The organism is Luteibacter sp. SVR4-7G, from assembly GCF_056755555.1.
On sequence record NZ_JBPGXO010000067.1, the window covers coordinates 1 to 14,755 of the forward strand.

Genomic DNA, 14,755 nt, shown 5'->3' on the forward strand with positions numbered 1-14,755 from the left:
GCTCAAGATGACCCATCTCGCCAAGGTCTACCGCACGGAAGTCGTCGAGACCTACGCCTTGCGCGACTTCAACATCGACGTGAAGGAAGGCGAGTTCGTCGCCGTGACCGGTCCCTCCGGCTCGGGCAAGACCACCTTCCTGACCATCGCCGGCCTGCTGGAAACCTTCACCGGCGGTCATTACCACCTCGACGGCGTGGAGGTGAGCCAGCTGGACGACAACGCCCGCTCACGCATCCGCAACGAGAAGATCGGCTTCATCTTCCAGGCCTTCAACCTGATTCCCGACCTCAACGTGTTCGACAACGTGGAAGTGCCGCTGCGCTATCGCGGCATGAAGTCGGCCGAGCGCAAGCAGCGGATCATGGACGCCCTGGAGCGTGTCGGCCTCGCCTCGCGTGCGAAGCACTACCCGGCGGAACTCTCCGGCGGTCAGCAGCAGCGCGTGGCCATCGCCCGCGCGCTTGCAGGCTCGCCGCGCCTGCTCCTGGCCGACGAACCGACCGGCAACCTCGACACCCAGATGGCGCGTGGCGTGATGGAACTGCTGGAAGAGATCCACCGCGAAGGGGCGACCATCGTCATGGTCACCCACGATCCGGAACTGGCCGCCCGCGCTCAGCGCAACGTCCACGTCATCGACGGCCAGGTGGTGGACCTCGCGGAAGAGCCGCGCTTCCACGCCCACGCCCACACCGCGCATTCCTGATCCCGCCGTTCCACCCTCGGGGGCACCATGTTCAGTTATTACCTTCATCTCGGCCTGCGCAGCCTGCGCCGCAACCCGATGCTCACCGCGCTCATGGTGATGGCGATCGGTTTCGGCGTGGCGGCATCGATGACCACGTATTCGGTCTTCCGTGCCACGTCCCGCGATCCGATCCCGCAGAAATCCGATGTGCTGTACAACGTGCAGATCGACAACTGGGGCCCCGAGAACACCAAGGAGGGCGAACCGCCGCCGGCGCTGAGCTACAAGGATGTCACGGCGCTGCTTCGTGCGCACAAGGCGAAGCGGCAAGCCGCAACCTACCCGATTGGCGTGTCGGTCATTCCGGATGATCCTTCGCGGCTGCCCATGCGCCAGGCAGCATACGCGACAGGGGCGGACTTCTTTCCGATGTTCGACGTGCCCTTCCTGCAGGGGCGGGGCTGGAGCCTCGACGACGACGAGAAGCACGCCGACGTAGTCGTCATCAACAAGACCCTGAGCGACAAGCTGTTCAATGGCGGTCCCAGCGTCGGCAAGCAGCTGAACCTCGACGGCCACCTGTTCCGGATCGTCGGCGTGATCAAAGACTGGGCACCGCAGCCCCTGTTCTTCGACGTGCCGAATACGTCGGGCTTCGACGAAGGCGCCTCGGTGTACGTGCCGTTCACCCGCGCGGTGGACCTGAAGCTGCCGAACAATGGCAACAACAACTGCGTGAAGGATCCGGGCGAGGGCTGGGAAAATTACCTGCGCTCGGAATGCATCTGGCTTTCCCTGTGGACCGAGTTGCCAACCAAGGCCGATGCGCAGGCCTATCGCGACTACCTGACGGGATATGCCGCCGAAATGCAACGTTCGGGACGATTCAGCTGGGCGCCGAACGTCCGCCTGCGTGCCGTGATGGACTGGCTGTCGGTGCAGAAAGTCGTGCCTCGCGAATCGCAGGTGTCGCTGCTGGTCTCGCTGGGCTTTCTGATCATCTGCCTGGTCAACACGATCGGCCTGCTGCTCGCTAAGTTTCTGCGCCGTGCGCCCGAAATCGGTGTGCGCCGTGCCTTGGGTGCGTCGCGCAGGGATATCTATGCGCAGTTCCTCATCGAAGCGGGAACGATAGGCATCGCCGGCGGCGTACTCGGGTTGTTGCTCACGGGGCTAGGTGTGCTTGGCGTGGGCATGGTCTTTCCCGAAGAGATTGCGCGGCTCGCCACGCTGGATCCGACCTTGATGGCGCTTACGCTGCTGGTGGCCATCGCAGCGTCGGTCATCGCAGCTTTCTATCCCACGTGGCGCGCCGCCCAGGTGCAGCCCGCGTGGCAGCTTAAGTCGAACTGAGGACCGCGCCATGCAGATCAGACCCATCCTGGCAGCGCTCCGCCGGCACAAGGCAGGTACCATCCTCATCGCCCTGCAGATCGCGCTCACGCTCGCCATTGTTTGCAATGCGCTGTTCATCGTTCACGAGCGCGTCGACCGGGTGCGTCGAGCCACGGGCATGAACGAAGCCAACGTCGTCGCGGTGCAGAACCTGTACGTCGGCTCGCCCTCCACCTATCTCCCGCTGATGAAGACGGACCTCCAGGCCATCCGCTCGATGCCCGGCGTGGAAGATGCGTATGTCACCAATGCCTACCCGCTCCGCCGCGGTGGCTGGTCGACAACGGCGCAGAAGGATCCCGACGCCACGAAGAACGGTGTACAGAGCGCGCTCTACTTCGGCGACGAACATGCGTTGGCCACGCTAGGCGTGAAGCTGGTCGCGGGCCGCAATTTCACGGCCAACGAGGTGACGTCATTCGGGCGCGACCAGCAACCGGCACCGCCGCAGGTGATCGTGACCAAGGCGTTCGCCGACAAGCTTTACCCGGAGGGGAACGCGCTCGGCAAGACTGTCTATTACATCAAGGGCCGGCCGTCCACGATCATCGGCATCGTCGAAAAGCTGACGGTGCCCTGGATCGACGCCGACTTCATGGACAACGTGACCATCATGCCCCTGCTGTTCGACAGCAGCTACCAGCACTTCATCCTGCGCACCAAGCCGGGCCAGCAGGACGCCGTGTTCAAGTCTGTCGCAAACACGCTCTACGGCGTGAACCGCATGCGCGTGCTGCCTCAGAAGCAGGGCGTGCGCACCTTCGACATGGTTCGCGCCGCGGCCTACGAGGCCGACCGCGGCATGGCGGTGCTGATGAGCATCGTCTGCGGCGTGCTGCTCGCAATCACGGCCGCCGGCATCGTGGGCCTGTCCAGTTTCTGGGTGGGACAGCGGCGCAAGCAGATCGGCGTGCGGCGTGCCCTCGGTGCGCGCAAGAGCGACATCCTCACCTACTTCATGACCGAGAACTTCCTGATCGCCCTGGCGGGCGTGGTGGTGGGCGTGGTGCTGGCGCTGGGCATGAACCAGTGGATGCTCACCCAGTTCGAGATGCAGCGCCTCTCCATCAGCTATGTGCTCTTTGGCGTGGTGGTGTTGCTCGGCCTCGGCCAGGCGGCGGTGTTCGCGCCCGCGTTGCGTGCCTCGCGGGTGTCCCCCGTCGAAGCGACGCGAAGCGTCTGACGCTAGCCATCGAGGAATCGGATGTTCGGTTATTACGTGGAACTCGCCCTGCGCAGCCTGGGGCGGAGCAAGGCGCTCACGGCGCTCATGATCCTCGCCGTGGCGCTCGGCATCGGGGCTAGCATCACCACGCTCACGGTGTTGCACGTGCTGTCCGGCGATCCGTTGCCCGGGCGCAGCGGATCGATCTTCATGCCGCAGCTGGATCCGCGCGACCGGGACCGCAGCGACCATCCGGAGGAGCTGCCGACGCAGGTGACGTGGACGGATGGCATGAACCTCCTGCACGCGCGGCGTGCCCGGCGGCAGGCGCTGATGACCGCCGGCGCCACGCCGGTGCAGTCGGACGACCTGGCGGTCGACCCGTTCATCGTGCCTGCCCGTTACACCACGGCGGATTTCTTTCCGATGTTCGGCCTGCCGTTCCGCTACGGTCAGGGATGGAACGCCGCCGACGACGAAGGGCGTTCGCGGGTGGCGGTCATCGGCGCCGGCCTCAACGCACGCCTGTTCCACGGAGAGAACAGCGTGGGGCGCACCCTGCATGTCGATGGCGCGGACCTGCGCGTCGTCGGCGTGCTCGCGCCATGGCGCGCCGTGCCGCACTTCTACGACCTGTATGCCGGCAACTACAGCGCGGGCGAGGAGGTCTTCGTGCCGTTGGGAACCGCGCGGGCCGCGAAGCTCAAGCGCAGCGGCGGCATTGAATGCTGGGGCAACAAGTCTTCGGACGAGCAGGACATGGAGACGGCCAATTGCCTCTGGTTGCAGTTCTGGGTGCAGCTCGACGATGCGGCGGCCGTCGCGTCGTACCGCCGCTTCCTGGACGGCTATGCCCACGAGCAGGTGGCGCTCGGCCGTTTCGAGCGGCCGGCAAGGACGGCGCTGCCCAGCGTCATGCAATACCTCGACGAGCGGCGCGTGGTGCCGAGCGACGTGCGGCTGCAGGTCTGGCTGGCTCTTGGATTCTTCGTGGTCTGTCTCGTCAACACGGTGGGCCTGATGCTGGCGAAGTTCATGCGCCGCGCCGGGGAAGTAGGCGTGCGGCGGGCGCTGGGCGCCTCGCGGCGCAGCGTCTTCGCCCAGCTGCTCACCGAAGCCGCCGTGATCGGACTGGCCGGCGGCGTCGGCGGATTGGGCGTCGCGTTGCTCGGGCTTGCCATGGTGCGCATGCAACCGGGCGCGTCGTCCCAGCTCGCGCACCTCGACCTCACCATGCTCGCCGCCACCTTCGTCATTTCGGTCGCCGCCGCGCTGGCGGCGGGCCTGATACCCGCCTGGCGGACCTGCCGCATCGCGCCGGCGCTGCAACTGAAGAGCCAGTGACATGTTCATCGACGTCCTGCCCATCGTTTCGACATTGCGCCGGCACCGCCTCACCGCCACGCTCCTCGTGCTGCAGATCGCGCTGACCTGCGCGATCGTCTGCAACGCGATCTTCCTGGTCGGGGACCGCGTGAGCTGGATGCTGACTCCCAGCGGCGTCGCCGAAGACCAGCTCATGCGGATCGTCGTCTCGGATATCGGTCCGCGCCGCGACATCCACGCCCGGACGGAGGCCGACCTCGCGGCGATCCGCAACGTGCCAGGCGTCGAGGCGGTTGCGGTCGGCAATTCCCTGCCCTTCGGCGGGAACGCCTGGAATTCCGGCCTGAAGCTGGACAGGTCGCCGGATGCTCCAAGCATGATGAATGTCGCGATGTATTACGGGGAGTCGCTCGTGGAGACGCTCGGCTCGCGCGTCGTGGCGGGACGCCGTTTCCACCCCGATGAATTCTCATGGGTGGACGATCTCGTGACGGCAAAGGCGACGAGCAGCCACGTCGCCATGGTGACGAGCGACCTGGCGAAACGGCTATTCCCGGGGGAATCGGCAGTGGGGAAGGAAATCGTCATCGGCGGCGAGCCGGTGCGTATCGTCGGCATCCTCGAGCGCCTGCCCGCCGCGCAGGTGGAGGCGCGCGACGATGCGAACAACACCGTGGTGATGCCATGGCGGATGATTCCTGCCTACGGTGGTGGCTACTTCGTGCGCGCCCGCCCGGGCGAGTCGGCGCGGGTACTGAAGGACGCCGTCGCGGCGCTGAAGGCGGTCGATCCGCGGCGGGTCGTCGTGGAGGCGCGGCTGTACACGGACATCCGCGGGAGCTACTTCGCCACCGATCGTGCGATGGCGGTGCTGTTGTCGGCGGTGTCGGTGGCCCTGCTGATCGTCACCGCGCTGGGCATCGTGGGGCTGGCGAGCTTCTGGGTCGCCCAGCGCCGCCGCCAGATCGGCGTGCGCCGCGCCCTGGGAGCGACGCGGGGGGCCATCCTGCGCTACTTCCAGACGGAGAATTTCCTGCTCGCCAGCATGGGCATCGTGCTCGGCATGGCGCTGGCCTATGGCGTCAACGCACTGCTGATGCGGGCATACGAACTGCCCCGGTTGCCATGGGCATACCTGCCGGCCGGGGCGCTGGTGCTCTGGCTGCTGGGCCAGCTAGCGGTCCTCGCTCCGGCCCTGCGTGCCGCCTCGGTTCCCCCGGTGGTGGCTACCCGTGGCTAGAATGAAGAAATGTGCCGGCGGGGAGGCAACCTTTTCGCCGGGGGAGGCATCCATGGCTGCATGCGAAGAGACCAGATGCGCTGCGTACTGATCATCGACGACAACCCCGCGGTGGGCGAAGCCCTTTCGCTCGCTCTCAGCCTGCGTGATATCCGTCCGCTCGTAGCCCTCACGCCCGAAGACGGACTCGCGGTCCTGGCGCGCGAGAGAGTCGACGTGGTCATCCAGGACATGAACTTCACCGCCGACACCACTTCGGGAGAGGAAGGCGCGGCGCTGTTCAGGGCGATCCGGGCGCGCCATTCCGACCTGCCGGTGATCCTGCTCACGGCCTGGACCCATCTCGAGGCCGCCGTGGAACTGGTGAAGGCCGGCGCGGCCGATTACCTCGCCAAGCCCTGGGACGACACCAAGCTGCTGGCGACGGTGGAGAACCTGCTCGAGCTGTCCGAATCCACGCGCGAAGTCACCCGGGCGCGGGTCGAGCGCCGCCGCCGGCGCGAAGCGCTGGAAAGCCGCTATGAACTCGACGGGCTGGTGTTCGCCTCGGAGGCCATGAGCCGCACGATCGAACTGGCCTGCCAGGTGGCGCGATCGGACGTGCCCGTGCTCATCACCGGCCCGAACGGCGCGGGCAAGGAACGCATCGCCGCCATCGTCCACGCCAATTCAGCGGTCCGTCGCGGTCCGTTCGTGGCGGTGAACTGCGGCGCGTTGCCAGGCGAACTCATCGAAGCCGAACTGTTCGGTGCCGAGGCGGGTGCCTACACCGGAGCGAACAAGGCACGCGAAGGCCGCTTCGAGATGGCCGACGGCGGCACGTTGTTCCTCGACGAGATCGGCAATCTTCCGCTGCCGGGTCAGATGAAGCTGCTGCGCGTCCTCGAAACCGGCCAGTTCGAGCGGCTGGGCTCGGGCCGCACGCGCCACGCGAAAGTGCGCGTCATCAGCGCCACCAATGCCGACCTCAAGGCGATGATCGCCGCGGGCACGTTCCGCGAGGACCTCTACTACCGCCTCAACGTGATCGACGTGAACCTGCCGCCGCTATCGGAGCGCTGCGACGACATCCTGCCGCTGGCCGAATTCTTCCTCGACGGCAAAGCCACGCTCACGGAAGACGCCCGCGAGGCCTTGCTAGCCCATTCGTGGCCGGGCAACGTGCGCGAACTGAAGAACGCCATCGCGCGCGCCGCGCTGCTCGCGGCGGACGGCCGGATTGAACCGGTGCATCTCAACCTGCCGCCGCCCGCGCCGAGCGTCGCCCGCAACCTGGACGAACCAAGCCGCGAATCCGTGGAAGCGGCGCTGGCCTCCGCCGGCGGCGTGGTGAGCCGGGCGGCAAGCACCTTGGGACTTTCACGACAGGCGCTGTACAGGCGCATGGAGCGCTACGGACTGGCGATCTGATACGTTCGGCGCCATGAAGACCCTCTCCCTCGAAGGACGGATGACCCTGGTCGTCGCCGGCTCTGCGATCGTCGGGGCGCTGGTGTTCGCCGGCGTGTACATCTGGCCGTTCCCGCAGGTGCTGGCCTGGATCCGCGCTGTGCCGGACAAGGCGGGGAAACTGCCGGACGTGGCGGTGCAGGCCTTCGACGGGGGAACGGCGCTGGTCATCTGCCTCCTCGTGCTCGTGCCGCTGTCGGCCTGGGTCGCCCACGCGCTGGTCGAGCCGTTGCGCCGGCTCATGCGGGCGCTGGAAAGTGCCGTGGCAAGCTATCGCGACGGCGACTTCAGCATGTCCATCGGCACTTCCCGGCGCGACGAACTGGGCGACCTGATCCGCATGCACAACACGCTGGGCCAGACCTTGCGCGACCAGCGCCAGCACCTCGCCCAGCGCGAACTGCTCCTGGATACCGTGGTGCAGAACACGCCGGTGGCACTCGTGCTTACCGACACGGCGGGCAAGATCACCTACGCCAACATTGCCGCCCGCCATCTGTTCAACGAGGGGCGTGCGCTGGCAGGCCTGGACTTTCATGAAGTCCTCTCGGGCATGCCGGAAAGCCTCCGCGAAGCGGCCAATGGCGGCGAGGATGCGCTGTTCTCGGTCGAAATGGACGGAAGCGAGGAAACCTTCCATCTGTCGCAACGGGGTTTTCGCCTGCAGGGCCGGCCGCACCGCCTGCAGCTCTACCGGCGGATGACGCGCGAGCTCTCGCGGCAGGAAGTGCATACCTGGAAGCGCGTGATCCGGGTCATCAGCCACGAACTCAACAACTCGCTGGCGCCAATCTCCTCGCTTTCCCATTCCGGCGCCGAGCTGGCGCGCCGCGGCGACCTCGCGCGCCTGCCCGGCGTCTTCGCCTCCATCGGCGATCGGGCGAAGCACCTGCACAGTTTCATCGCCGGCTACGCCAGCTTCGCCAAGCTGCCCACGCCGCAGTCCAGGGAGGTCGACTGGAAAGCCTTCCTCGAGGCGCTGGCCCTCCATGCCAGCTTCCGCCTGGTGTCGGCGCCGCCCGAGCAGCCGGGATGGTTCGATCCCACGCAAGTCGAGCAGGTACTGATCAACCTGATCAAGAATGCGCACGAGGCCGGCGGCGATCCGGAGGAGGTCACCCTCGCCGTGCACCACGTGGGCCGGGACATGCTGATCGAAGTGGCCGACCGGGGGCCGGGCATGAGCGAGACCGTGCTGGCCCAGGCACTCCTGCCGTTCTATTCCACGAAGCGTTCGGGCACGGGGTTGGGGCTCGCCCTGGCGCGCGAAATTTCTGAGGCACACGGCGGCCGCATCGCACTGGCAAACCGCGACGGCGGCGGCCTGCGAGTCACCCTGGTCCTGCCCACCGGTTCGGCCTGAGCGCTTCGCCTATACTCCCCGGAACTCACCGGGAGAGGGAAATCAGGTCATGGGAAGCATCGTCGCGCTGGTTGTCGTGGTTGTGGTGGTCGTCGTACTGGCCAAGCTGATCCGCATCGTGCCGCAGGGATACGAATGGACGGTGGAGATGTTCGGCAAGTACACGGGCACGCTCACGCCCGGCCTGCACTTCCTCATCCCGTTCGTCTACGCGATCGGCCGCAAGATGAACATGATGGAGCAGGTGCTCGACGTTCCCTCGCAGGACGTCATCACCAAGGACAACGCCGTGGTCCGCGTCGACGGCGTGGTGTTCTACCAGGTGCTCGATGCGGCCAAGGCCGCCTATGAAGTGGCGAACCTCGAGGCCGCGGCCCTCGCCCTGATCATGACCAACATCCGTACCGTGCTGGGCTCCATGGACCTCGACGAGAGCCTGAGCCAGCGCGACGCCATCAACGCCAAGCTGCTCGGCGTGGTGGACGAGGCCACCCATCCCTGGGGCGTCAAGGTCACCCGCATCGAGATCAAGGACATCTCGCCGCCACGCGACCTGGTCGATGCCATGGCGCGGCAGATGAAGGCCGAACGCGAGAAGCGCGCGAACATCCTCGATGCCGAGGGTTTCCGCCAGGCGGCCATCCTCAAGGCAGACGGCGAGAAACAGTCGGCGATCCTCGAAGCCGAAGGCAAGAAGGAGGCCGCGTTCCGCGAAGCCGAGGCACGCGAACGCCTGGCCGAGGCGGAAGCGAAGGCCACCACCATGGTCTCGCAGGCCATCGCCAGCGGCGACGTGAATGCGCTGAACTACTTCGTCGCCAACAACTACGTCGAGGCGCTGAAGGAAATGGCCAAGTCGCCGAACCAGAAGACCCTCCTGCTTCCGATAGAGGCCACAGGCATCCTCGGATCGCTCGCGGGCATCGCCGAACTGGCGAAGGAGTCGCTGGCCACGCAGCAGCGCGCGCCGTCCGACAATTCGCCCGGTGGCCGTACGCCGCCGCTGCCGCGCTGACGCCATGGAACAGGTCGCCACGCATTACCTCTGGTGGATCGTCGCGCTGCTGCTCATCGGCGGCGAGGTGATCCTTCCCGGTTACTTCATGCTGTGGATCGGCATCGCCGCGGCCGCCATGGGCCTCGTCCTGCTGGCGGTGCCGGATCTCGGCGCCCTGGCCCAGGCCATCGTCTTCGCCGTCTTCGCCTTCCTTTCCTGCTTCGCCTACTGGAAGCTGGTGCGGCCGCGGCTGGAGCGCGTCCCGCCGGGCAACGAGCGCCTCAACCGGCGCGGCGAACAGCTCATCGGACAGCGCTACGTGCTGTGCGAGCCCATCCTCAATGGCCGCGGCAAGGCGAAAGTGGGCGACGGCGCGTGGCTCGTCACCGGTCCGGAGCTTCCGCTGGGCGCGACCGTGGAAGTGGTCGGCATCGAAGGCACGACCCTGCGCGTGAAGGCGGTGGACGTTGGCTGAAACCACGCCGTTGAGGGTGCCGGTGAGCTTCGCCACCACGGCGATCAATACCCGGATCGCCTTCCTCACCGAGCTGGCTCGCCGGCTGCACCAGTACGGCACCACCGCGCCCCGCCTCGAAACCGCCATCGGCCGCTCCGCGCAGCGGCTCGGCCTCACGGCGGAGGTCTGGTCCAGCCCTACGGCGATCATCGTTTCCTTTGCCGACCTGGGGCAGGGCGAGGAGAGCGTCGCGCAGGTCACCCAGGTGATGCGCCTGCCGCCGGGCGACGTGAACCTCGCGCGCCTGTGCGAAGCGGACCGTATCGCCGATGCCGTGATCGACGGCCAGATGGAGCTGCGCGAAGGCTTCCATTTGCTGCGCAAGCTGGGCGCGCCCGACACCTTCCGTGCCCAGCTGGGCGTCATCGCCAGTTATGGCCTGTGTGCGGCCAGCGTCGTGGCGCTGCTGCTGCACAGCGCCTGGCCCGATCTCGTCACCGCCGGTGTGATCGGCGTGATCATCGGCCTCATCACCATCGCCTCCAGCGGGCGTCCGCGACTCGGCGCGGCGAGCGAGGCCATCAGCGCCATGGTGGCCACCATCATCGCTACCGTCGTCAGCGCCTACATCGTGCCGCTGGCGTTGAAGTCGGTGATCCTCGGCAGCCTGATCGTGCTGCTGCCCGGCATGGCGCTCACCACTGCCGTGCGCGAGATTTCGAGCCAGCACCTGGTTTCGGGCGTCGCGCGCATGGGCGGCGCGGTGGCCACACTGCTCAAGCTAACGTTCGGCACGGTGGCGGCGAGCCAGCTGTGCGAAGCCTTCGGCATCGTCCCGCGCAATTATTCGCTGCCGCCATTGCCGGCCTGGGCCGACTGGCCGTCGCTGATCCTGGGCGCCTTCTCCTTCGCCATCCTGTTCCGCGCGGCGCGAAGCACATGGCTGGTGGTGATGGCTTCGGTCATCGTCGGCTATCTGGCCACGACCTGGGGCGGCAGCATTTCCGGATCGCTTCCGGGCGCGCCCTTCGGCGTGTTCGTCGGCGGCCTGCTGCTCGGCTCGTTGAGCAATATCTACGCCCGTTACGCGCAGATGCCGGGAGCGGTGGTACGCGAGCCGGGCATCATTCTGCTGGTGCCCGGCTCGGTGAGTTTCCGCAGCGTGTCGTACCTGCTGGATCGCGATGCGTCGCTGGGCATGGACACCGGATTGCTGGGTATCACCTTGCTGGTGTCGCTGGTCGCCGGATTATTGTTCGGCGACCTCATCGTCGCCCCGCGCCGTTCGCTTTGAGGGAGGCCTGTGAAAGCAAGGCTCCGGCGTCACTGAGTCCTGTGGGAACCGGCTATGCCGGCGATGCCGCGGCAGCGGGCCAGGCTGCCGCGAGCACCCATCGCCGCTGAAGCGGCTCCCACACGGAGCCCAGCCACTTGTGGGAAAACATAGGATCTCCCACCGAAATGGCATCTCCGTCAGAATTCGGTCAGGCCAGCAGGTCTTTCTCTTTCTTTCCGGCCTTCAGCGCTTCATTGAACCAGTTCGGGCGCTTGCCCCGGCCGGACCAGGTCTGCTCGGCATTGGCGGGGTTGCGGTACTTGACGGCGACCGTCGCGCCAGTGCGGCGGCCCTTCGGCGCGCGGCTACCGAATACGTCGTCGAAGGTGAAGCCTTCGGCCTTGATCAGCGCGTTGATCTTCTCGCGGAGCTTGGAAACCTTCTCCTTGCGCAGTTCGTTCTGCCGGGTCTGTGCCTTGGAAATCAGCTCGGTCAGCTGATTATGGTTGAGATTCTTGATATCGACTGCCATTGGCATTCTCCGGTTCGTTTCAGCGAAACGAGATTGTGACCCAACTCATGAATGGATGTCAGCGCGTTTGGCGGTTATGGGTAACTCTGACACGGTTATCAGGTTTTCCCGACATTTCACGTCGCGCCAGCGACGGGAAGCGGCGAGCGTGCTCATGTCGATAAAACTCAACCCAACAGCGCGAAGAGCTCCTCACGGGTGACATTGCGCGCTTCGGCGTCCGTGCGGGCACGATATTCGAACGTGCCGGCCTCGAGGCCGCGGCCGCTCACCACGACGCGATGCGGAATGCCGATCAGCTCCATGTCCGCGAACATCGGGCCGGGACGCAGGCCGCGATCGTCGAGCACGCTGTCGATACCTGCCTGCGACAACGCCTGGTACAGCGATTCGGCCGCTTCCGTCACCGCCGCATCGTTCTTCGGGTTGATGACGCACACGGCAACGCGCCAGGGCGCCATGGCTTCGGGCCAGATGATGCCGGCCTCGTCGTGGCGCTGTTCGATGGCAGCGGCGACGATGCGGCTGACGCCGATGCCGTAGCAGCCCATGTACATCGTGCGCATCTTGCCCTGGTCGTCTAGCACGCCCGCGCCCATGGCCTCGGCATACTTCTGGCCGAGCTGGAAGATGTGGCCCACCTCGATACCGCGGCCGAGGCGGATCGTGCCCTTGCCGTCGGGCGACGCATCGCCCTCCACGACCTTGCGGATATCCGCCACGCGGCTGATCCGCGCGTCGCGCTGCCAGTTCGCGCCGGTGTAATGCGTGCCGTCCTGGTTGCCGCCGCAGACGAAGTCGGCAAGCACCGCGGCGCTGCGATCGACGATCACGGGGATCGACTCGGGCAGGCCGACGGGGCCGATGAAACCGGGGCGCGTGCCGGTGGCGGCGAGGATTTCCGCTTCGGTCGCCAGCTCGGATTCGTCCGGCATCTCGGCGAGATGGGCGACCTTCACTTCGTTGATCTCGTGATCGCCACGTACGCACAGGGCGACGAGGCCCTCGCGGCCGCGCACGAGGATCGTCTTCACGACCTGGGTGGCGGGCATGCCGAGGAACGCGCTGACCTCCTCGATCGTGCGCTGCGTGGGCGTGTCGACGCGGACCAGCGCCGCCGTCGGCGCGGGACGCTCGCCGGCGGGCGCGATGGCCTCGGCTTTTTCGATATTGGCCGCATAGGACGAGTTATCGGAGAAAGCGAGCGCGTCTTCGCCCGCGTCTGCCAGCACCTGGAACTCGTGGCTGGCGCTGCCGCCGATGGCGCCCGTATCGGCGTCCACCGCGCGGAATTCCAGCCCGAGGCGGGTGAAGATGCGCGAGTAGGCGTCGTACATCACCTCGTACGTTTCGCCCAGCGACTCCGGCGTGAGGTGGAAGGAGTAGGCGTCCTTCATGAGGAATTCGCGCGCGCGCATGACGCCGAAACGGGGGCGGATCTCGTCGCGGAACTTGGTCTGGATCTGGAACACGTTGAGCGGAAGCTGCTTGTAGCTCTTCAACTCGTTACGCGCGAAGTCGGTCACGACCTCCTCGTGCGTGGGGCCGTAGCAGTAGTCCTGCTCCTTGCGGTCCTTCATCTTGAGGAGCTGGCCGCCGAACTTCTCCCAGCGGCCGGTCTCTTCCCACAGCTCGCGCGGCTGCACGGACGGCATCAGCATTTCCACCGCGCCCGCGCGGACCATTTCTTCGCGGACTACCTGCTCGACCTTGCGCATCACGCGCAGGCCCAGCGGCGTCCACGTATACAGGCCGGAGGCGAGCTTGCGGATCATGCCGGCGCGCAGCATCAGCTGGTGGCTGGCGATCTCCGCGTCGGCGGGGACTTCCTTGACGGTGGCGAGATGGAACTTGCTGAGGCGCATCGGCGAGCGGTCCGGACGGTAAAGGCGGGATTATAGGTGGTTTTCCCCGACCGCCCGGAGCCCATGCGGCACCTATTTGCAGTACAGGGTCATCTGGGCTTGCGTGGTTTCGATCTGGCGCTTGCGGCCGGCGTCGTCGAGGGGGACCTGGCCGCCTTTCCCGTCGTCGACCGATACCTGTTGCTGCTTCGACAGGATTTCCATGTTCGATTTCAGCGTGGTGCAGAGCTTCTGGCGGTTTTCCGGCGTGTCGGCGTTCGGCGCGGCTGCCGAGGCCTTTGGCGCCTCCGGCGTCTTTGCCGGCGGCGTGGCGGCGGCTGCCGGGGCCTCGACCGTCCCGCTGGTCTTCACCTTGTCGAACTTCGTGCCCGCTGGAGGCGGCGAGTCGGAGTAGTGCGTGACGCCCTGGGCGTCCTTCCATTTGTAGGCCTGGGCGAAGGCCAGGGGGCAGGCCGCGAGGAGGACGGCGAGGGTGACGATACGGCGCATGCGGGCCATCCTGAGGACGGAAAGGAGTGGCGGGAACAAGTATCATCGGCCACGGGGCCGCGCAAGCGACACAGGTCGCGGTTCTCTTCGCCGGCCGCCGGACTGACGCTTCACGGCGGCTGGGCTACACTGACGGCCCATGTCACGGAATGGCCCATGAGCGATCCGATCCAAGTCCGGGCGCCGCGTCATCGCGGTATCTACCTGCTTCCGAACCTGTTCACGACGGGCGCGATGTTCGCCGGTTTCTACGCGATCGTGTCCGCCATCGGCGGGCATTACGCCGTGGCGGCCCTGGCGGTGTTCGTGGCGGGAATCCTGGATGGCATGGACGGGCGCGTCGCCCGCCTGACCAACACCCAGAGCGAGTTCGGCGTGCAGTACGACTCGCTGTCCGACCTGGTCAGCTTCGGCCTGGCTCCTGCCCTGGTCATGTACACGTGGTCGCTGTCCTCGCTGGCCGCCTATGGACCGGTGTGGGGCAAGATCGGCTGGGCCGCCGCCTTCATC

At 66.5% G+C, this 14,755-nt stretch carries 14 protein-coding genes; 11 read left to right on the plus strand and 3 right to left on the minus strand.

All coding sequences use genetic code 11. The features are described 5' to 3' along the window. The 10 genes from ACR9ZH_RS17590 to ACR9ZH_RS17635 form a co-directional block, all read left to right on the plus strand. Nucleotides 1–709, plus strand: a 709-nt coding sequence (locus tag ACR9ZH_RS17590; protein ID WP_481292056.1) for an ABC transporter ATP-binding protein, incomplete at its 5' end; no start/stop codon positions are given. Nucleotides 710–736: 27 nt separating this feature from the next. Further along, a complete protein-coding gene (locus ACR9ZH_RS17595; protein WP_481292057.1) occupies nucleotides 737–2,044 on the plus strand; it encodes an ABC transporter permease in 1,308 nt (435 codons plus the stop codon). 10 nt (nucleotides 2,045–2,054) lie between these two features. Continuing rightward, nucleotides 2,055–3,269, plus strand: a complete 1,215-nt coding sequence (locus ACR9ZH_RS17600) for an ABC transporter permease (protein ID WP_481292058.1) — start codon at nucleotides 2,055–2,057, stop codon at nucleotides 3,267–3,269. Between the two features lie 21 nt (nucleotides 3,270–3,290). Next, complete coding sequence (locus tag ACR9ZH_RS17605) at nucleotides 3,291–4,595, plus strand: ABC transporter permease (RefSeq protein WP_481292059.1); 1,305 nt, start codon at nucleotides 3,291–3,293, stop codon at nucleotides 4,593–4,595. A 1-nt stretch (nucleotide 4,596) separates the two neighbouring features. Beyond that, nucleotides 4,597–5,817 carry an ABC transporter permease gene (locus ACR9ZH_RS17610; RefSeq protein ID WP_481292060.1) on the plus strand — a complete coding sequence of 407 codons (1,221 nt, stop codon included), beginning with the start codon at nucleotides 4,597–4,599 and terminating at the stop codon, nucleotides 5,815–5,817. A 75-nt stretch (nucleotides 5,818–5,892) separates the two neighbouring features. Continuing rightward, nucleotides 5,893–7,227, plus strand: a complete 1,335-nt coding sequence (locus tag ACR9ZH_RS17615; RefSeq protein ID WP_481292061.1) for a sigma-54-dependent transcriptional regulator — start codon at nucleotides 5,893–5,895, stop codon at nucleotides 7,225–7,227. 13 nt (nucleotides 7,228–7,240) lie between these two features. Then, nucleotides 7,241–8,629 (plus strand): sensor histidine kinase, encoded by a 1,389-nt coding sequence (locus tag ACR9ZH_RS17620; RefSeq protein ID WP_481292062.1) that lies wholly within the window; start codon nucleotides 7,241–7,243, stop codon nucleotides 8,627–8,629. A 49-nt stretch (nucleotides 8,630–8,678) separates the two neighbouring features. Further along, on the plus strand, nucleotides 8,679–9,644 hold the full coding sequence (locus ACR9ZH_RS17625; RefSeq protein WP_481292063.1) for an SPFH domain-containing protein: 966 nt from the start codon (nucleotides 8,679–8,681) through the stop codon (nucleotides 9,642–9,644). A 4-nt stretch (nucleotides 9,645–9,648) separates the two neighbouring features. Beyond that, on the plus strand, nucleotides 9,649–10,101 hold the full coding sequence (locus ACR9ZH_RS17630; RefSeq protein WP_481292064.1) for an NfeD family protein: 453 nt from the start codon (nucleotides 9,649–9,651) through the stop codon (nucleotides 10,099–10,101). Then, the gene (locus ACR9ZH_RS17635; RefSeq protein WP_481292065.1) at nucleotides 10,094–11,377 is read left to right on the plus strand and encodes a threonine/serine exporter family protein; all 1,284 of its coding nucleotides are present in this window, start codon (nucleotides 10,094–10,096) and stop codon (nucleotides 11,375–11,377) included. The genes ACR9ZH_RS17630 and ACR9ZH_RS17635 overlap by 8 nt, the downstream gene beginning before the upstream one ends. A gap of 190 nt (nucleotides 11,378–11,567) precedes the next feature. Here ACR9ZH_RS17635 and ACR9ZH_RS17640 read toward each other — a convergent pair whose 3' ends face one another. The 3 genes from ACR9ZH_RS17640 to ACR9ZH_RS17650 all read right to left on the minus strand — a co-directional run bounded on the left by ACR9ZH_RS17640 (nucleotide 11,568) and on the right by ACR9ZH_RS17650 (nucleotide 14,245). Beyond that, the gene (locus ACR9ZH_RS17640; RefSeq protein WP_481292066.1) at nucleotides 11,568–11,891 is read right to left on the minus strand and encodes an H-NS histone family protein; all 324 of its coding nucleotides are present in this window, start codon (nucleotides 11,889–11,891) and stop codon (nucleotides 11,568–11,570) included. Between the two features lie 167 nt (nucleotides 11,892–12,058). Then, nucleotides 12,059–13,756 (minus strand): proline--tRNA ligase, encoded by a 1,698-nt coding sequence (locus ACR9ZH_RS17645; RefSeq protein ID WP_481292067.1) that lies wholly within the window; start codon nucleotides 13,754–13,756, stop codon nucleotides 12,059–12,061. 72 nt (nucleotides 13,757–13,828) lie between these two features. Next, nucleotides 13,829–14,245, minus strand: a complete 417-nt coding sequence (locus ACR9ZH_RS17650) for a DUF4124 domain-containing protein (protein WP_481292068.1) — start codon at nucleotides 14,243–14,245, stop codon at nucleotides 13,829–13,831. A 156-nt stretch (nucleotides 14,246–14,401) separates the two neighbouring features. On the opposite strand from ACR9ZH_RS17650, the gene ACR9ZH_RS17655 reads away from it, so the two are divergent. Then, nucleotides 14,402–14,755: CDP-alcohol phosphatidyltransferase family protein (locus tag ACR9ZH_RS17655; RefSeq protein ID WP_481292069.1), on the plus strand; the 354-nt coding region annotated here is incomplete at its 3' end.